At 58.9% G+C, this 18,124-nt stretch carries 12 protein-coding genes; all 12 read right to left on the bottom strand.

Features of this window, described 5'->3' with window-relative positions; translation table 11 throughout:
* Window positions 1-51: 51 nt before the first annotated feature.
* The 12 genes from KY494_RS20105 to KY494_RS20050 all read right to left on the bottom strand — a co-directional run bounded on the left by KY494_RS20105 (window position 52) and on the right by KY494_RS20050 (window position 18,121).
* The gene (locus KY494_RS20105; protein ID WP_219887982.1) at window positions 52-990 is read right to left on the bottom strand and encodes an NAD(P)-dependent oxidoreductase; all 939 of its coding nucleotides are present in this window, start codon (window positions 988-990) and stop codon (window positions 52-54) included.
* Window positions 987-2,783 carry a thiamine pyrophosphate-binding protein gene (locus KY494_RS20100; protein WP_219887981.1) on the bottom strand — a complete coding sequence of 599 codons (1,797 nt, stop codon included), beginning with the start codon at window positions 2,781-2,783 and terminating at the stop codon, window positions 987-989. The genes KY494_RS20105 and KY494_RS20100 overlap by 4 nt, the downstream gene beginning before the upstream one ends.
* Complete coding sequence (locus KY494_RS20095; RefSeq protein ID WP_219887980.1) at window positions 2,780-3,622, bottom strand: HpcH/HpaI aldolase/citrate lyase family protein; 843 nt, start codon at window positions 3,620-3,622, stop codon at window positions 2,780-2,782. Before KY494_RS20095 ends, KY494_RS20100 begins: the two co-directional genes overlap by 4 nt.
* A gap of 12 nt (window positions 3,623-3,634) precedes the next feature.
* Complete coding sequence (rfbH, locus tag KY494_RS20090; RefSeq protein WP_219887979.1) at window positions 3,635-4,960, bottom strand: lipopolysaccharide biosynthesis protein RfbH; 1,326 nt, start codon at window positions 4,958-4,960, stop codon at window positions 3,635-3,637.
* A gap of 18 nt (window positions 4,961-4,978) precedes the next feature.
* Window positions 4,979-6,046, bottom strand: coding sequence for a CDP-glucose 4,6-dehydratase (gene rfbG / locus KY494_RS20085; RefSeq protein WP_219132504.1), 1,068 nt, complete (start codon window positions 6,044-6,046; stop codon window positions 4,979-4,981).
* A complete protein-coding gene (gene rfbF, locus KY494_RS20080) occupies window positions 6,046-6,816 on the bottom strand; it encodes a glucose-1-phosphate cytidylyltransferase (RefSeq protein WP_219132503.1) in 771 nt (256 codons plus the stop codon). The genes rfbG and rfbF overlap by 1 nt, the downstream gene beginning before the upstream one ends.
* A 55-nt stretch (window positions 6,817-6,871) precedes the next feature.
* Window positions 6,872-8,095 carry a Wzz/FepE/Etk N-terminal domain-containing protein gene (locus tag KY494_RS20075; protein ID WP_219887978.1) on the bottom strand — a complete coding sequence of 408 codons (1,224 nt, stop codon included), beginning with the start codon at window positions 8,093-8,095 and terminating at the stop codon, window positions 6,872-6,874.
* A gap of 100 nt (window positions 8,096-8,195) precedes the next feature.
* Entirely contained in the window at window positions 8,196-10,073 is a 1,878-nt protein-coding gene (locus tag KY494_RS20070) for an SLBB domain-containing protein (protein ID WP_219887977.1), read from the bottom strand.
* A 56-nt stretch (window positions 10,074-10,129) separates the two neighbouring features.
* Window positions 10,130-13,012: a YjbH domain-containing protein gene (locus KY494_RS20065; RefSeq protein ID WP_219887976.1), complete on the bottom strand. Its 2,883-nt coding sequence runs from the start codon at window positions 13,010-13,012 to the stop codon at window positions 10,130-10,132.
* Window positions 13,013-13,437: 425 nt separating this feature from the next.
* A complete protein-coding gene (locus KY494_RS20060) occupies window positions 13,438-14,142 on the bottom strand; it encodes a DUF4197 domain-containing protein (protein ID WP_219887975.1) in 705 nt (234 codons plus the stop codon).
* Between the two features lie 181 nt (window positions 14,143-14,323).
* Window positions 14,324-15,913 carry a tetratricopeptide repeat protein gene (locus KY494_RS20055; RefSeq protein ID WP_219887974.1) on the bottom strand — a complete coding sequence of 530 codons (1,590 nt, stop codon included), beginning with the start codon at window positions 15,911-15,913 and terminating at the stop codon, window positions 14,324-14,326.
* A 3-nt stretch (window positions 15,914-15,916) separates the two neighbouring features.
* The gene (locus tag KY494_RS20050) at window positions 15,917-18,121 is read right to left on the bottom strand and encodes an EAL domain-containing protein (protein WP_219887973.1); all 2,205 of its coding nucleotides are present in this window, start codon (window positions 18,119-18,121) and stop codon (window positions 15,917-15,919) included.
* Between the last annotated feature and the right edge of the window lie 3 nt (window positions 18,122-18,124).

Raw genomic sequence — 18,124 nt, 5'->3', positions numbered from 1 at the left:
TTCATGATTTGTCTTTTAAATCGCATGCCCGGCATGGGGACCCGTTAGTCTCTAATGTGGATCTCGTCCGAGAATGCTGGCAGTTTCCTTCGTGATACAGTCGAGTGAGGAATACGCTGGCAGGTAACCCAACTCGGCGGCTTGCCGGTTCAACGAATAGTAGTACGGCTTGGCGCCTGTGGCATTCACCATGGCGGAGGCGGCGCCGACAAATTCGTATTGCAAACCAAATTGCCGTTTCATCGCTTCAAGCAGAGCTGGCTTGTCGACAGGGGCGCGAGTATAACAGTCGATCGGGCCGTTGCGCCGCGGGCCATCCAGGATGCAGTTCACTAGTTGGTGAAAATCTTCCGGGTGCATGAAGTCGCGCACCATGTAGTCAGGAGATGTCTGCAACACGGTATTTTCGCGGATCGCGCGCACGATGTCGGTGATGAAAAAACGCGCCGCCATGTCTTGCGTGCGGCTGAAGCAGTTGAATACGCGAATATCCGTGATCGCCAGTTCGGGCTGGGCGCGATGGCGACATTCGGCGTGCAACTTGGCGACCGAGTAATACTCTTGCGGCGTCAGCGCATTGATCGAAATGGCGGCCTGCGTAGCAGGTCCGGCAGGCTCCAGGAAAGTGCTGCCATAGGCCGCCCCACTGGACAGGAAAATGTAACGCCGCTGCGGATGTTGCGCCAGGCCAGCCATCACCATGTCGTCGTACTGCTGGGTAATGCTAAAGATCGATGCCCCCATCTTGGCAGCGCGCTGCGGATCGCCGACGCCGACGAAGTTGATCACGGCGTCATGCTCATGCTGGCCATACGCGTCGTACAGATACAACGCACAACGTTCGGCCAGGTCGAGCTGATCCAGCCACTGTTGCGCCGGCGCCAGGTCACGCACGTATAGTTGCAAGCGTGTATCGTCCTGCGGGGCCATCAGGCAAATCAAGTCTTTGGCGATCTGGCTGCTGGCGCCAAGGATGGCTATGTGTTTCATAGGGCGGCTGCCTGTTCCATTTCGCGCGCCTGGATTTCGTCAGCCAGGTGCGGGAACATGCTGTCGATGCTGCTCGAGCGCATGCGCCCGTCTGGCAGCCTGACCGACACCACGCTAGGGATAATCTTCTGGTCGCGCGGCGCGACAATTTCGCACAGTACTGGGCCATCCATCGCCATCACTTGTGCCAGTGTGGCCGCCAGGTCTTCCTCCCGGTCGCAGCGCACGAACGGCAGCGCATAGCTGGCCGCCATCGATTCCATGCTCGGTATAAATACACCACTGCGGCTGTCAGCGCCGACATAGTGGGCGCCGAGGAAATCGCGCTGGGTATTGCGCATCGATACATAGCCATCGTTATTGATGACGAACAGCTTCACGTTCAGCCCGAAATGGCTCATCGTCGACAATTCGTGTACGTTGGTCATCAGGGAACCATCGCCGGTGACGCAAACGGTCGGACCGGCGGCGCCCGTGGTGGCGGCGCCATTGGCCACCGGCAAGGCGAAGCCCATGGCGCCCATCGAGCCGGAAGAGATGAAGCGCTGGCCATTTTTGACGCGCAAGGCCTGGCCCATCACATAGAATGCCGAGCCCGCATCGGCAACTACGCAAGCATCGTCGGCCAGCATGCGGCTCAGTTCTTCGGCGAAATGGTAGAAATTGACGGCATCATTGTGCACATGCGCTTCAGCGCTGACCGGGTAGCGTTCTTTCCATGACTGGGTACAAGCACGCCATGCACTCCAGTCGGGCGCAGTCGTGCCGGCCGAAGCGGCCAGCAAGGCGTCGATGAATTCCAGGCTGCCGGCCTGGATCGCGTGACTGACGCCAACTTGCCCACGGGCGATCACGGCCGCGTCGAGTTCGACCTGGATCTTGACGGCGGACGGTGCAAACAGCTCGCTTTCCCAGCCGGTGGTCTGGCCATGCAGACTGCAGCCTATACTGAGGATGACATCAGCGCTCTGCACCGCGAAATTGCCGGCGCGATCACCTTTCGGTCCCGGATGGCCAACAAACAGGGGGTGGTCGAAATACATCACATCTTTGCCCAGCTGGCTAGTGGCGACAGGAATGCCGAGTTGACCAGCCAATTGTTGCAGTTGTGATACTGCATTGGCACAGCGCACGCCATAGCCGGCTAGAATCAACGGCCGGCGCGCCCCTTGCAGCAAGGCTAACACTTCCGCCACGTTGGCATTTGATGGCGCCAGAGCCAGGGGCTCGGGCACATAACCTGGCAATTCGTCAGGGTCAATCAACGCACCCTGCACGTCCAGCGGCAAGTCCAGCAAAACAGGTCCAGGACGGCCCGATTGCGCCAGGTACAGCGCTTTTTCCAAGTGGTAGCGGATGGTCGAAGGATCCATGACAATCTGTGCGTACTTGGTCACCGAGGTAACGATAGGCACAATATCGACTTCAAACGTGCCGAACTGGCGCAGGCCGGCGATGCCGGAACCCTGGATGGTCTGGGTACTTTTGCTTTGGCCGGTCAGGAACAACAGCGGGGTGCTATCCTGCCACGCGCCAGCCAGACCTGTCAGAATATTCGTCGCGCCAGGGCCGCTGGTCGCATAGCATACGCCCAGTTCGCCGCTTCGGCGCGCGTAGCCGTCGGCCGCCATCGCGCTGGCTTGCTCGTGGTGATGGTGGATATAACCGAGGCCGCCTTCGCGACCGAGAGTATCGACCAGGTGCATCATCATGCCACCATTGAGCAGGAAAACGTGTTTGACGCCTTGCTCCAGCAGGCGCGAGGCAATATAGTCAGCTACTCGAATTTTCATTTCGGGTCCATCATGTCGGGAGTATTGTTAAGCGCCAGGAATATACTGTGTTCCTGGTCGAAAGAAGTGACCGCACGCACCACGGCATCGCGGATGATCGAGGTATCAACCGCGTAGACCAGGAAGTTCGCGCCCAGCGCCAAAGCGGCGGCAATGTCTTGCTGGCTACGCACCATCATGCCAGCGGCCTTGCCTGCGGCGCGGATACGCTGGATCGAGCTGTCGACTATGGAGGTAACGCGCGGATGGCGCGTATTGCCATCACAGCCAAGCGCCACCGCCAAGTCGTAAATGCCCATGTAGACCACGTCCAGTCCTGGCGTGGCGCAGATGGCATCGATATCGGCCAGCGCGCTTTCGCTTTCGATAATGACGCAAGTCAGTGAGAAATCATTACTCAACTTCCCAGAGCAGTTGTCCGGCGGATTCGCATACTGCGCCGCGCGGGTAAACGGATTGTAGCCGCGCGTGCCGCGCGGCGCATACTTGGCCATTCTGACGACGGTCTCAGCTTCACCCGCATTGTTGACCTGCGGCGCGACAATGCCATGTGCGCCCAAGTCCAGCGCCCATTGCGCGGCCGACGGATTAACGCCAGGTATGCGAACCAGTGGCACGCCACCAGCCGCCTCGACCGCGCGGATGCAGCCATCGAGACCGCTCACATCGAAAATCCCGTGCTCCATATCGAGGATAGCGAAGTCCATGCCACCGAGTGCAAAGATTTCCACCACCACCGGCGATGGTATGATGGACCACACGCCAAGTACCGCCTGACCGACGGCCAGCTTGGCTTTAAGCGCATTGACGGCGGCGGATGGCTTTGCTGGTGTAGACATGCAGGTACTTTCTTAGAAGTTAACGCCAAAAAATTCTTCGATCTTGCTGATCGAGAAGTCCATCATTTCCTTGGTCAAGCCAGGGAACACGCCAATCCACAGGGTATCGTGCATGATGCGGTCGGTGTTGGTCAGTTCGCCCGATACGCGATAGTTGCGGCCGATCATGTACGGCTGGCGCGTCAAATTGCCGGCAAACAGCAAACGCGTACCGATCTTGTGTTGATCGAGGAAGGTCAACAGGTTGACCCGGTCCACATTGGCCTCTGGACGCAAGGTGATCGGGAAGCCGAACCAGGATGGATCCGAGTTTGGTGTCGCTTCTGGCAGAATCAGGAATTCCTCGCAGCTTTTCAGCCCGTCTTTCATGTACGCGAAGTTGTCCTTGCGCGCCTGTACAAAACCGGCCGCGCGGTCCATCTGCGCCAAACCGCATGCCGCTTGCATGTCGGTGATCTTCAGGTTGTAGCCAAGGTGGCTGTAAGTGTACTTGTGATCGTAGCCTTCCGGCAGCGTGCCCAGCTTGCAGCAGAAACGCTGACCGCAGGTGTTGTCCTTACCCGGTGCGCAGTAGCAGTCGCGGCCCCAGTCGCGGAACGATTCGGCAATCGCTTTCAGTTCCGGATTATTGGTAAATACAGCGCCGCCCTCACCCATGGTGATGTGGTGCGCAGGGTAGAAACTCATGGTGCCGATATCGCCGAAGGTACCGCACATCTGACCGTTATACGTGGCGCCCAGTGCGTCACAGCAATCTTCCACCAGCCACAGATTGTACTTTTTGCACAGTGCGACGATAACTTCCAGATTGAATGGGTTGCCCAAGGTATGGGCCAGCATGATGGCCTTGGTCTTGTCGGTAATGGCCGCTTCGATTTTGCTGGCATCAATATTGTACGTTCCCAGTTCAACGTCGACGAAGACGGGCACGGCACCATATTGCAAAATCGGATTGACGGTGGTCGGGAAGCCGGCGGCCACACCGATGACTTCGTCACCGGGCTGGATCGCGCGCGCACCCAGTTTGGGCGACGTCAGGGCGGAAAAAGCGACCAGGTTGGCGGACGAACCGGAGTTCACCGTGATCAGGAATTCGACGCCGATGAACTTGGCCAGGCGTTTTTCAAATTCGTCATTAAAACGCCCCGTCGTCAGCCAGGCGTCCAGCGACGCTTCGACCATCAGGCCCATTTCAGGAGCGCCGACGACTTTGCCGGCCGGAGGAATCACGGTCACGCCAGGTTCGAAAGGTTTCGGCACGCTGGCCAGCGCACCGTATTGCGCCACCAGGGCGGCGATCTGGTCGCGGATTTGTTGTTGGGTCAGTTGTTCGCTCATGATACAGCCTTCAATTTGTTAGGTATTTTGATAAGTCGTGATTTGTGCCAGGCTCAGCTCGCGCATGTCCAGGCCCTCGTCGAAGGCCTTGTGCCATTCAACGATTTTGGCGATCGTCTGCCCGATGTCCCAGCGCGGATGCCAGCCCAGCTGGCCACGCGCCTTGGAGCAATCAAGCTTCAAATAAGTCGCCTCATGCGGATGGTTCTGTCCGTCGAGCGACCAGGACGCGCCGGCGCCCCACTCTTGCGTCATGCGTTCGATAATCCACTCGACCGGCTTGGCATCGGTGTCATGCGGACCAAAATTCCAGCCTTCGGCATGCACAGGACCTTCGGTGTACAGCTTTTCTGCCAGTGTCAGATAGCCGCTCAGCGGTTCGAGCACATGCTGCCACGGCCGGATCGAGTGCGGATTGCGTATCATCACCGGCTGGCCGGCGCCAATGGCGCGCAGCATGTCGGGAATCAGTCTATCCATGGCCCAGTCACCGCCGCCGATCACATTGCCGGCGCGGCCACTGCCTAATGCAATGCCATGTTCCGCATACTTTTCGGCATTGAAGAAGGAACTGCGGTAGCCTGCCGTCACCAGTTCGGCACAACCCTTGCTGTTGCTATAGGGGTCGTAACCGCCCATCGCTTCGTTTTCGCGGTAGCCCCAAGGCCACTCGCGGTTTTCATAGCATTTGTCACTGGTAACATTGACCACCGAACGCACGCCGGGCGTGGCGCGCACGGCTTCGAGCAGATTGACCACGCCCATCACATTGGTCGCGTAGGTTTCCACCGGATTCACGTACGAATAACGCACCAGCGGCTGGGCCGCCATATGGATCACGATTTCCGGCCGCGCTTGTGCCATGGCGCGCTTGAGCGCTTCACCATCGCGCACGTCGCCGATAATCGACACCATGCCGCGCGCCACGCCCGCCACTTCAAACAGGCTGGGGGTAGTGGGTGCTTCCAGCGCATAGCCGGTCACGTCGGCACCCAGTTGCTGCAGCCACAAACTGAGCCAGCCACCTTTGAAACCTGTATGGCCAGTCAGGAAGACCCGTTTGCCTTGCCAGAATGCTGCGTTCATCAGCAAGCCTTCCAGGGAGCTTTACCCGATTGCCACAGCTCTTCCAGCTGCACCTTGTCGCGCAGGGTATCCATCGGCTGCCAGAAACCGCGGTGAAAAAAGGCGTCCAGCTGACCTTCGGCGGCCAGGCGTTCCAGCGGCTGCTTTTCCCAGGTGGTGCTGTCGTCCGCGATGTAATCGATGACTTTCGGCGACAGCACGAAATAGCCGCCGTTGATCCACGCGCCATCGCCTTGCGGCTTTTCCTGGAAGCTATTGATTTTCTGGCCATCCAAGATCAATGCGCCGAAACGGCCCGGGGGCTGGGTGGCGGTCAGCGTTGCCATTTTGCCGTGCGCTTTGTGGAACGCGATCGATTCGGTGATATTGACATCACTGACACCGTCGCCATAAGTGAAACAGAACGCTTCTTCGCCTTCCAGGTATTGCTTGACGCGCTTCAAGCGGCCGCCGGTCATGGTTTCGTCACCGGTATCGACCAGCGTGACTTTCCAAGGTTCCGCATTGCGCGCATGAACTTCCATCTGATTATTCTGCATGTCGAACGTAACATCCGAGGTGTGCAGAAAATAGTTGGCAAAGTATTCCTTGATGACATAACCTTTATAACCGCAACAGATGATGAAATCATTCACGCCGTGAGCGGAGTAAGATTTCATAATATGCCATAGAATCGGCTTGCCACCGATTTCAACCATCGGTTTTGGTTTTGTAGATGTTTCTTCGCTAATACGAGTACCCAGTCCACCCGCCAGAATAACAGCTTTCATTTTTTCTTTCCTTACTCTTCAAAATGCAGTCGGCATGCCAATCCAGAATTGATCATCAATCGGTTTTTTTGCCTCTCCATGCATTCTTCAAAACGTTCCAACGATAGTTTCCATCCTCATCTTTAGTAGACCGCAAGTATGCGTCACGTGTTAGCGCCAGGAACAATGCCAAGAATCCACCACCAATAAAACCAAGAAGAATAATAATCATTTTTTTTGGTTTTGATTTTTTTTCTGCCGGCACTGCATTGTCGAGAATTTGTATACTTGACGACTCTTTCGCCTCATCGATTTTAGCCAACTCATACTGCTTTGACAGCAATTCGAATATAGTTTCCTGATATTTAACATTACGCAAGCTGCGTATATATTCGATGCCCACTTCAGGAATCTTTCCGGTCGGTACCATCAAATCGCCATCCTTGGATAATTTTCCTGTTTTCAGTTTTTCAAGTTGTGCCTGATATCCCTGAATTTCTCCCTGTAAACGCAACAGATCCGGATTATTATTCGTTGCAAAACTACGCATCGCATTCAGTTGCACTTCTTTGGCTGCAATCGTTCCTTCCAATTGGGCAACATTACGGATAATTCCTTGGACTTGTCCGTCCAATTGCAGCATGCCAGTACTTTCCTGGGTTTTACGCAGTGCAATTTCGGCATTCGCCAAGTCGTCTTTAACCGCTATTAACTGCTTTTCAAAAAATAAACGGCGCTGTCCGGCATCGGTGATCGCAAGCCCCGTAGTCAAATTCGACAACTCACTGACAAAGGCATTGGCCAGTTCTGCCGCAAACTTTGGATCTTTATCTTCAACCAGCACAGAAATAGTGCCGGCTTTATCACTGGCTGCGGTCGCTATTCCATCCAATTTTTTGCGCGCTTCATCCAGCGTTTCCACCTCGAAGCGTGTTTTTAAATCAAAACGGCTTATCAGCTTGTCTGCGATGGTCCGGCTTTGCAACATGGCGACATACAAATCATTAGGATTTTTTAACCCGGCTATACCACCGGCGGCTCCAGCCAATCCACCAAGCTGCCCCAGCATGGCAGAGACGCCTGAACTTTGCTGCTGAGGAGGTAAAATTACCGCTGTCGATGAGAACGTTGGCTTAATCAGGAATGCAGCAGCAATTGCCAATGCCCCCGTTGCAAGCGGAACCATGAACAATATTTTTTTTTGCCTGGCAAGCGCAGTCAATATATCCAATAGATGAATTTCGTCATTACTTTCATTCACCAGCGTACTCCGCTCTCTATTTTTCAATTGCTCAGACATCTTCTTCTTTCAAGTATTAACCCATCGTATTTGAAATGCCAACATGGTTCATTTTTCCTCCGTACGCCGTACGCGGAACAACCAGGCAGCCGCCAGGCCATTAATTTTTCAACACTTTCAAACCAGCCGCACCCAGACCAAACTGATAAAAGATCGAAGTCCATTCCTTCAAACTCTGCATAAACGTGCTGCGATCGATTTTTTCCGGCACCACCACGGTATCACCAGGATTTAATGCCGTGCCGCCAAGGCCGCTAAACCAGCCCGTACTTTGTCCACTCTGCGCCGTGCCGTCCGCGCGTATCACGTACATCTCGGATTTATCCGCAGTGACGGTCAGACCACCGGCTTGCTGGACATAATCGTTCACAGTGCGCTGCGGGCGATAGACAAAGGCGTTTTGCTGGAATACCGAGCCAAGCACATCCACCGTGCCTGGGCGGCGCGGGATCAGGATGGTATCGCCATCCTGCAAGGGCAGGTCGGGAAAGTTCTTGATTTGCGTCTCCACACCAGGCAAATCGAGCACGATGCGGCCTTCCGCCTTGATGCCGCGCAGTTTTTTCACGATGCCGCGCTGTTGCTCAATTTCTGCAGCCAGTTTAGCCGCGTTAGCCTGATCGGCTGAGGCACCCATGCGCAGGGTGGCATTCGACTCCAGGTCGCGTTCAAAACGGTCCGCCACTTCATTCAACTTGGCTTGCTGGGCACGCCGTACCGATTCGCGGTTCAATTGGGTGGCGTACAGATAGCCATTTTCATTCGGACCTCCCACGCGGGCGATCAACTCGCGCAGGGTCTCGCCTTTCTTCAGCAGAAAGATGCCGCTTTGTTTGGCTTCGCCGGCCACGCGCACGTATTCATTCTGGATCTGGGCCTGCACCGGCACGGCGCCCGGCGCAAACACGCGCAGCACATCGGTCGGTTTCACCGGGATACTCGCCAGCTGGGTGCTGGTGACGGTTTTATCGGCGATCAGTTCCACCACCGTCTTGTATTGATTGTCGACGTTCTTTTCAACGATCACTTGCTTCGTTTCCGCTGCGGAATCGAAGCCGCCGGCCCAGGTCAACACATCGGCCAGGCTGGCATTGCCTTTCAATTCGAAAATGGCGGGCTGCTTCACATTGCCCGTCAAGGCCACCAGGGGACCGACTTCCGGAATGTAAATCACGTCGCCGTCGCGCAGGGTCATGTCGCTGCTCTTGTCGCCTTTGGCCAGCATGTCGTACAAGTCGAAGGTGCTGACGGTTTGTGCGCCACGCTTCAATTGGATGTTGCGCATGCTACCAGTGGCGTCCGGGCCGCCCGAGGTGAACAAGGCGTTCAACAGCGTGCTCATGGCGCTCAGGGTATAGGTGCCGGGACGCACGGCGTGGCCGACCACATACACTTGCACGGCGCGTGTCTGGGCGATGCTTGCCGTCAATTCAAAGTTGTTGTAAATCTTGCCGACGGCTTTCTTCAGGTAGCCCTGCAGATCCTTGTACTGCACGCCGCTGACCTTGACGGAGCCGACGCGGGGAATGAAGATCGCGCCGCTGCGGTCGACCGTGGCGCTGACGTCGATATCGACCATGCCCCAGCCGCGCACCTGCAGCTCGTCGCCCGTGCCGATGACATAGTCTTGATTGACCTGGGCCGCATCAAACGGCGCGAAGGTGGACGGCACGTCGCTGAACAAATCCTTGCCAAAAATGGCCAGGTTTTGTCCTGTGACGCCTGCCGCATAGGCTTGAAACGGCCCCACTTCGGCGGCGGCACGCTTGGCCGGACGGCTGGCGGGCGGGTTCTGCGCCTGGCGCTGTTCGCCGCGGCTGCGAATGGCCGGCAGGCCGCTGCCCGTCTCCATCGATTGCATTTTGGGAATGTCACTCGCCCCAAGGTCTTGTGCAACGGCGGAACCCATTCCCATCAGGCAAGCCGAGAAAATCATGTGTTTAACGAACGGTGAGGAAGTACGAAGTTGCTTTTTCATGCTGGTCTTTGTCTGGATGAATGATGTTGTATGAGTAAAGGGGGCACCATGAGCGCCTAATACTTGCCCTGCCAGGTCACGCTGATTTCCTTCGGTCCCGGATTGATCGACAAACCCGATTTGCTCTGGTCGCGCTGCGCGTGCCACAGCCAGCTGCCCATGGCGTAGCCGACGATGCCGCCGGCGACCGTGTCGGACACCCAGTGCTTGCGGCCAAATATGCGGCCGGCTGAACCCACGGCAGCCACGCTGTACAGCCATGGCGCATCGTATTCCTTGGCAAACGGCGTCACGGCGGCAAAGCCGATGGCGGCATGCGCGGAAGGGAAGGATGAATTCGAACGGGAACTGCCGCTGCCGACACGGCTCCACGCTCCGAGGTCTTCCTCCGGACGGGCGCGGCCAAACGCATATTTGCCGGCCACCGCCACGCCCGTTGCCGCGGCAACCGATTGCAGGGAAATGAGTCCCGTATTTTGCATGCGCTCATCGCCCAGAGCGAAGGCGGCCGCCGCCGCTCCCACTGCCACGTATGGCATGGCCTTGCCCAGCTTGTCCCAGTTGCGGTAAACCTTGGAATCTTCATGTTTCTTCACGAAACGGTCGACGGGCTTGTCGCTGAGGGCTGACGCCAGCACCACGCCCCCGACCACCGCCGTCGCCTTGAGCCATTCAGGGGCGCTCGGCGTAGCGGATGCGGATTGCTCCAGGCGCGCGCGCATGGCGGGCCATGGGCTGACAAACGGCCGGTCTGGCGGATTGACGGCAGGCAGGTGCTGTTCGTCCGGGCGCTCGGCAAAGTTACCCAGGCCATCGTAGCTGTGCATGTCGGCGCGCGGACGCTCGAGCATGTCGTACAGGTCGCCCGGCGAGGCCACCATCTGCCCCACGTCGCGCGTCCATGGCGCAATGGCGAAGCCGGCCGTCGACTGCGTGTCCATCGGCAACATGCTGTTCAACGGCACGGACAGGAAGATGCCACGGTCCTGGTATGGCTTCGATGGCGTGCCGGGACTGGTGATATCGTTGCCGTTCGTATGCGTGTACCAGGCGCCCACTTCAATACCGGACTGGAAGCGGCGCTTGAATTCCAGGCGCACGCCCGTGTCTTTCGCCAGGAAGCGGCCAGCGCGCGCCGTGACGGTAATGTCGTGCGGCAAGCGGTAGTGCAGGGAGCCGATCGCCGTCACCGTCTTGTAGTCGCGCGAGTCGAGCAAGCCCTTGAAACCACGCTGCTGCAAGGCATCGACGGCCACGTCGGCCGCCCAGCGGCTGTCCTTCGGCAGGTACAGCACCTGGCCGCCCACACCGCGGAACATGTCTTCATACAGGCCGGCCGACAGGCGGGTATATACGCGCTCGGCGGGATTGTCGTATTTGTTCAGCAAGACGCGGCTCAGCGAGAAACGTCCGCCGCGCAAGTATTCCGCGATATCGGTACGCACGTGCGGCAAATTGCTGTTCGATGGCTGCTTGACGCCCGACACCGTTTCCAGCAGCTGCAGGCTGGCGGCGCTATTCAGGTACAGGCCATCGCCCAGGCGGCGGTCATAGTTGGCCACGGCCGAAATCGAATAGCGGAAGGCGCCGCTCGGATCATTGAAGAAGAAGCCCACCTTGGGAGCGATTTTGAAACGGTTCGCCTCCCGGTCCAGCGATTTGATCTGCACCACGTCGCCATCGACGCCGACACCGACGGCCAGCTTGCCATCATCCTTGAGGACATCGGCTGCGGGCGCGGGCACCGCCGGTGCAAGGACAGGCGCAGTGGGTGCAATGGCGAGAGTCGGTGCGGTGGCAACGACCGGTGCCGGAGCCGGAGCCGGAGCAGCGGCCACGACGGGCGCCGGCTTGTCGAGGAATTCTTTCAGCCAGCTTTGCTGATCATCCCGGATGACATCGCTTTTCTCCGGATAGCGCAGCAGCACGACGTCGAGGAAGGCCTTGCGGTCGATCTTGCCTGCCAAATAGTCGTTCAGTTTTGGCAAATCAAAGAATTCGTAGGTGGCGATCGGCTGGTCCAGCTTGGTGTACGTGATGCGCAGGGTCGTCACGCCCTTCGGCATGAAGGCGACGGCAGTGCGCGCGGCACGGCCAACGGCGCGGCCCATGTTCGAAATACGGCTGTTGGTCAGGCTCAGGCTGAGGGTATTGCCTTCCTGCTCGACACGGATATTCTTGTAGTCCTGCTTCACCAGCGCCTTCACCAGATCGGCGCCGTACACGGCGTCGCGGTGCCACTCTTCCTTGCTCGGCAGCGGTGGTGGATTCTTGTCGTCGACGAAATACGCCGGTTCGTACACCTTGGGCACGAACTCGCGCTCGCCAAACGGAATGCTGACAAAAGCATTCAGGCTGAACTGGTCGCGGTTGCGTGCCGCTTGCAGGGCAAGCCAGCCCCAGCGGTACTCCAGGCCCACGGAGGCGCCCTTGCGGCGCTTGCCCGCATTCGTTTCGCTGGCGCGGAAGTCGCGCAGGTAATTCGTTGTATCGTATTCGGCCACCACCGACCAGCGCGGCAGCGCGGCCGGGGTCCAGCGCGCGCCGGCAAACACGCCGTCCGGGCGTTTATGGGCATAGCCCAGGCTCGCTTCGATATTCTTGCTGGCGCCAAAAGTCTTGGTGGCAACCACGTATTGCCCCTTGAACAGCTCGGTACCGAACAGGTCCGTCATGCCGACGGCGACCGACGGCATCCACTCCGTTTCCGTCCACAGGCGCAATTTGCCGTCGACGACTTTATCCTTGTAGCGGCCATACCCACTGCCATACTCACCAGGCACGTTGGTAAAACCAGGAATGCCCGAGATCGACACATAACGTCCCGTCATTTGCAGGAAAGGCAGGATATTCGCCGTGGCCCACAACTGGCCATACGGGCTGTCGTAGCTATAGCCGACGCTGAAGGTACCGTCCGTTTCCACCACGGCGCTGGGCATATTGATATACCCGGATTGACCGCCATGATTCGACGTCGCGGCGATCGCCGAAGGCGCGCCAAGCACCAAGCAGCCACACCAGGTATATTTAATTGATTTTCTGAGTACGCTTAACAAATCCGGCTACCTAAAATATCCTGCACCTGGAATTCCTGACGATGTCTTCAGAAAATCAATGAGCTTGGGGAAACGTGAATAAAACGAAAAAAGGCCAACCGACGGGCATCTTGCAATGCCACGCATCAGTTCGCCACTAAAACTCGGCACTTCCGGGCAATTGATCGTTGCTTGACCATGCCACAGGAACGTATGTCACAGAATTTTAACATTGTTTTCTTGTAGCAAATGCTTAACTTGTTTCCTTTGCACTACACCTGTCAGTGCGGCGCACACGCCGCCTGCGGCTTCGCAGCACGCGTCAATACTCACTTCAAACTGCCAAACACTTTGCCGATAATCTTGCTGCCATAAGCGAGCGGATTACTGCGGATGGCTTTTTCTTCCTCGCCTATCATCAGATACAGGCCGTCAAGCGCCCGGTCGGTAACGTAAGCTTCCACCGTCGATTGTTGCTGCGGCACCAGTCCCGTCTTGCTGATCTGGCTCATGGTGCTGTTGTATTTGCCGGCCAGGCCGGAACGGTCGGTCACGGATTTCACGATGGGCAGGAATTTGACGGCCAGCGGTGCCGCGGTCTTCTGGCGGAAAAAGTCAGTCACCGACGTGTCGCCACCGGACAGGATATTTTTTGCATCGGTCACGCTCATCGACTTCACCGCATCGAGCAGCAAAGGCTTGGCCATGGGCACGGCCGACTCGGCGGCACGGTTCATCGCCACCACCAGATCGTCCAGTTGCTGGCCACGGCCCGTCATTTTCAGCAAAGGCTGGGCTTGCTCCAGGATGCGGGGCAGCTTGATTTTGACCTTGTCGTTGTTCAGGAAACCATTCTCGACACCCAGTTTCGATACGGCGGCAGCGGAACCGGCTTGCAGCGCCGCTTTCAAACCATTGCTGGCATCCTGGTTGCTGAGGGCATCCAGGGGACTGGCGGCGCCTGCGCCGGACGACAGCAGCGCCAGCACGCACAGGATGGCAGCCGGACGGCCAGGGAAAGGGTTCAGGCGCATGGTTTTCCTTTTCTAAAGAATAGTCAGACCACCTTCTTCTGGAACATTAGCACATCAAAACTGCAAATACTGCAGCAATTTGTTGTGTCCAGGGCAAACAAGGGGGTCCGCAGACGGCAGAGGGAAAGGACTATACAGCACCTGCTGTTGTATCCGCGCACGCTAACGCCGGCGGCGCAGCTCAGCCTGCTATCGCCGCCAGGTGTTCGCGCACCCGCACCAGATCTGTCTCGCGCATGCGCGCCGCTGTCTGGCGCAAGGATTTTTCCGCACCGGCCACGCCGGCTGCCGCCGCCATCGACAGCCAGATATACGCCTGCTGCAAATCGAGCGGGCCACCCTGGCCGCTGGCCGCCATCAAGCCCAGGTTCATTTGCGCCCGCGCATGGCCCTGGCGCGCGGCCAGCGCGTACCAGTCCCAGGCGGCGGCATAATCCTGCGGCACATCCTGGCCATTGTCGTGCCGCAGGCCCAGCGCAAACTGGGCCAGGCTGTGGCCCTGCGCGGCGGCGCGGCAGTAACAGGCGCAGGCCTGCTGGCTGTCGGGCGCCGGGCCATCGTCGCGGTCGTGCAAGACGCCCTGCATGTATTGCGCCGGCGCGTAATCCTGCTCGGCGGCGCGGCGGTACCACTCCAGCGCCAGCGACAGATCCTGCGGCACGCCCTGGCCATGTTCATACCGCAGGCCCAGGTCGAATTGCGCCCGCACATGTCCCTGGTCGGCCGCCTTGCGGTACCAGAAGATGGCTTCCTGCGCATCGACAGGCATGCCCTGTCCATGCTCATGCAGGAGTCCCAGCTGATACTGCGCGGCGGGAAAACCCTGCCCGGCCGCCTGGCGGTAGAACACCTGCGCCTGGGTATAGTCCTGCGCGCCATGTTCATGGTGCAGGCCCAGGTTGTGCTGGGCCGCCGCGTGGCCCTGCCCTGCCGCCTTCACGTACCACGCGAGTGCCGCCTGTTTATCGCAGGACACGCCCTGGCCATTGTCGTAGATCAGGCCCAGGTTGAACTGCGAACTGGCATGGCCCTGCTCGGCCGCGCGCCGGTACCAGCTGATCGCCTGCCCGCTGTCCTGCGGCAGCACGTCGCCGTTTTCATAGCGCAGCGCCAGGTTGAACTGGGCCGGCGCATAGCCCTGCTCGGCCGCCTTGCGCATCCAGGCGGTCGCCTGCTGGCGGTCCTGCCGCACGCCCTGGCCATTGTCGTAGCGCAGGCCCAGGTTGAACTGCGCGCGCGCATAGCCCTGTGCGGCCGCCTTGCGATACCAATTGATGGCTTGCACGAAATCCTGCGGCACGCCCTTGCCATTGTCATACATCATGCCCAGATTGTTTTGCGCGCCCGCGTCGCCCTGCTCGGCCGCGCGGCTGAACCACAGCATGGCTAGCCCGCTATCTTGCGCGAGTCCCTGGCCCTTGGCATACAGCCAGCCCAGGTTGTACTGCGCCGCCGCGTAACCCTGCTCGGCCGCCTGCTGGTACCAGTGCGCGGCCTGCACAAAATCCTGCGCCACGCCCTGCCCTTTCTGGCACATCACGCCCAGGTTGTATTGCGCGTGCTCGAGCCCCTGCGCGGCGGCCAGGCCATACCAGTGCAGCGCCAGCGCATAGCTTTGCCCGATACCCTGGCCGTTGAAATACATGAAGCCGAGGCTGTGCTGGGCATTCGCATTACCCTTCTCGGCCAGCCCTTTCAGGCGCAGGAAATCCGCCGTGTAATGAGCAGCCGTGGAATGCGCGGCCGTGGAGCGGGGAGCGGCAGGCGGCATGGCTCAGGCCTCGATGGCCAGCGTCTGCGACAGCACGGGGGCGGCATCGGCGATCAGGCGGTTCTGCTCCTGCAGAACGCCGATGAAGCTGCCCAGCGAAATGGGCCGGTGGTACAAATAGCCCTGCATCGTGGTGCAACCCTTGTCCTGCAGGTAGCGCGCCTGGCCTTCCGTTTCCACGCCTTCGGCGATCAGGTGCAGGCCCAGCCCGCGCGCAATCGAAATGATGGCCAGGATCACGGGATAGTGTCCGTGCTCGTCGTGGATTTCCTTCACAAACGACTGGTCGATCTTGATGGTGTGGATGGGGAAACGGTGCAGATACGACAGCGAAGAATAGCCGGTGCCGAAATCGTCGATGGCGACCGACACGCCCAACTGGCACAGCTTGTTCAACTGCTCGATCGCATATTGCGGATTGCGGATGCAGATGTTTTCCGTGATTTCCACTTCGATCTTTTCCGGCGCGATGCCGTAGCGCGTCAGCGCGCCGCGCATCTTTTCGAAAAAGTCGCCTCGGTCCAGGTACTGCGGCGACAGATTCAGCGACAGGCGCACGGCTTCGCCGCCGGCCGCGTTCCACTGCACCAGGTCGCGGCACAGGGCGCCCAGCATCCAGTCCGAGATCGGCAGCATCAAGCCGTTTTCCTCGGCAAACGGCAGGAATTCGCCGGCCGTCAGCAAGCCCCGTTGCGGGTGGTTCCAGCGCATCAGCCCTTCGGCGCCGACGATGCGGCCCGTCATCACGTCCACCTGCGGCTGGTAATACATCTCCAGCTGGTTCAGCTCCAGTGCCTTGCGCAGGCTCTGCTCAAGCGCGATCTTCTGGTGCGACACGTCGAGCATGGACTCGCGATAAAAACTGTGGCCGTTCTTGCCCAGCGCCTTGACCTGGTACATGGCGATGTCGGCATGGCGCAGCAGCTCGTCGATGGTCTCGCCGTCGCCCGGATAGATGGCGATGCCGATGGAGGCCGAAATATGCACCTGGTTGCCATCGAGGTCGAAGGGCTGGTGCAGGCATTCGAGGAATTTGTCGGCGATCACGCGCGCATCCTGGCGGTCGCGCAGCTCCGGCAGCACGATGGTGAACTCATCGCCGCCCTGGCGCGCCAGGGTATCGCCGCGGCGCAGGCAATCCTTCAGGCGCAACGCCACCTGCTGCAGCAACTCGTCGCCCTTCACGTGGCCCAGGGTATCGTTGACCAGTTTAAAACGATCGAGGTCGATGAACATCACGGCCAGTTCCGTCAGCTTGCGCCGCGCCTGGATCACGGCCAGGCCCAGGCGATCCTTGAACAGCATGCGGTTCGGCAGGTCCGTCAGGATGTCGTGATAGGCCTGGTAAGAGATGACTTCCTCGGCCCGTTTGCGGTCGGTGATGTCGCGCGCCACGCCATAGGTGCCGAAGTATTCCTGCTTGCGGGCTTCCTGATCGAGGCTGTGCATGCCGATCGAATTGAGCGGAATCGTCACCAGCGTGTTGTTGAAGGTACGGTCGCTGCCACTGCCGCTATGGCACTTCAGGCGCAACTCCACATTGCGCGAGGCGCGCTCGTCGATGCGGCGCTCATTGAAGGCATAACGGGCCCGCTCCTGGTCTTCATCATGCACGAGGATCGAATAATGGCTGCCGATCAGCTCTTCGCGGCTAAAGCCCAGCAACTGGTGTACCCGATCGTTGATGAAGGTGATGCGGCCTTCGTGGTTCAGGGTATAGATGATATCGGGCGAGCTGTCGACCAGGTAGCGGTACATCTTTTCCGAGTTTTCCAGCTGCAGCGCGATGCGCTCGTTTTCCAGCGCCAGCTTGCGCTTTTGCAGCGCGTTCTCCACCGTCTTGAGCAGTTCCTCGCGGCTGTAGGGCTTGCGCAGATAATCGTAGGCGCCACGTTTCAAGGCGCCGATGGCCGCCTCGATGCCGACGTCGCCGCTCATGACGATCACGTCGCCCTCGATGCCGCGCCGGTTGATGTGGTCCATGATTTCATGGCCGCTCATGTCGGGCAGGCGCAAGTCGAGCAGGATCAGGTCGAAGCGCAGTTTCGACAACTGCGCCAGCGCCTCGCTGCCGCAGGTGGCCGTGTACAGCTGGTAGCCGCGGTCCTTCAGCAATTCGTGGAGGGAAGCGAGCAAACGGGGCTCGTCATCGACCAGCAGGATGCGCGGGTTGTTTTCCAGGTCAAATGGAATGGCGAAGGAGTTCATGGA

Source organism: Janthinobacterium sp. PAMC25594, from assembly GCF_019443505.1.
Lineage (GTDB): Bacteria > Pseudomonadota > Gammaproteobacteria > Burkholderiales > Burkholderiaceae_D > Janthinobacterium.
The sequence above is the reverse complement of the archived record's forward strand: the minus strand, read 5'-3'. Positions and strand labels throughout refer to the sequence as shown.

Excerpts from the sequence above, each read along its gene's own strand:
- KY494_RS20095 (WP_219887980.1), bottom strand. The coding sequence starts at position 3,622 with ATGTCTACACCAGCAAAGCCATCCGCCGCCGTCAATGCGCTTAAAGCC.
- rfbF (WP_219132503.1), bottom strand. The coding sequence starts at position 6,816 with ATGAAAGCTGTTATTCTGGCGGGTGGACTGGGTACTCGTATTAGCGAA.
- KY494_RS20105 (WP_219887982.1), bottom strand. The coding sequence starts at position 990 with ATGAAACACATAGCCATCCTTGGCGCCAGCAGCCAGATCGCCAAAGAC.
- KY494_RS20075 (WP_219887978.1), bottom strand. The coding sequence starts at position 8,095 with ATGTCTGAGCAATTGAAAAATAGAGAGCGGAGTACGCTGGTGAATGAA.
- KY494_RS20055 (WP_219887974.1), bottom strand. The coding sequence starts at position 15,913 with ATGCCGCCTGCCGCTCCCCGCTCCACGGCCGCGCATTCCACGGCTGCT.
- KY494_RS20100 (WP_219887981.1), bottom strand. The coding sequence starts at position 2,783 with ATGAAAATTCGAGTAGCTGACTATATTGCCTCGCGCCTGCTGGAGCAA.
- KY494_RS20060 (WP_219887975.1), bottom strand. The coding sequence starts at position 14,142 with ATGCGCCTGAACCCTTTCCCTGGCCGTCCGGCTGCCATCCTGTGCGTG.
- KY494_RS20065 (WP_219887976.1), bottom strand. The coding sequence starts at position 13,012 with ATGCCCAGCGCCGTGGTGGAAACGGACGGTACCTTCAGCGTCGGCTAT.
- rfbH (WP_219887979.1), bottom strand. The coding sequence starts at position 4,960 with ATGAGCGAACAACTGACCCAACAACAAATCCGCGACCAGATCGCCGCC.
- rfbG (WP_219132504.1), bottom strand. The coding sequence starts at position 6,046 with ATGAACGCAGCATTCTGGCAAGGCAAACGGGTCTTCCTGACTGGCCAT.
- KY494_RS20070 (WP_219887977.1), bottom strand. The coding sequence starts at position 10,073 with ATGAAAAAGCAACTTCGTACTTCCTCACCGTTCGTTAAACACATGATT.
- KY494_RS20050 (WP_219887973.1), bottom strand. The coding sequence starts at position 18,121 with ATGAACTCCTTCGCCATTCCATTTGACCTGGAAAACAACCCGCGCATC.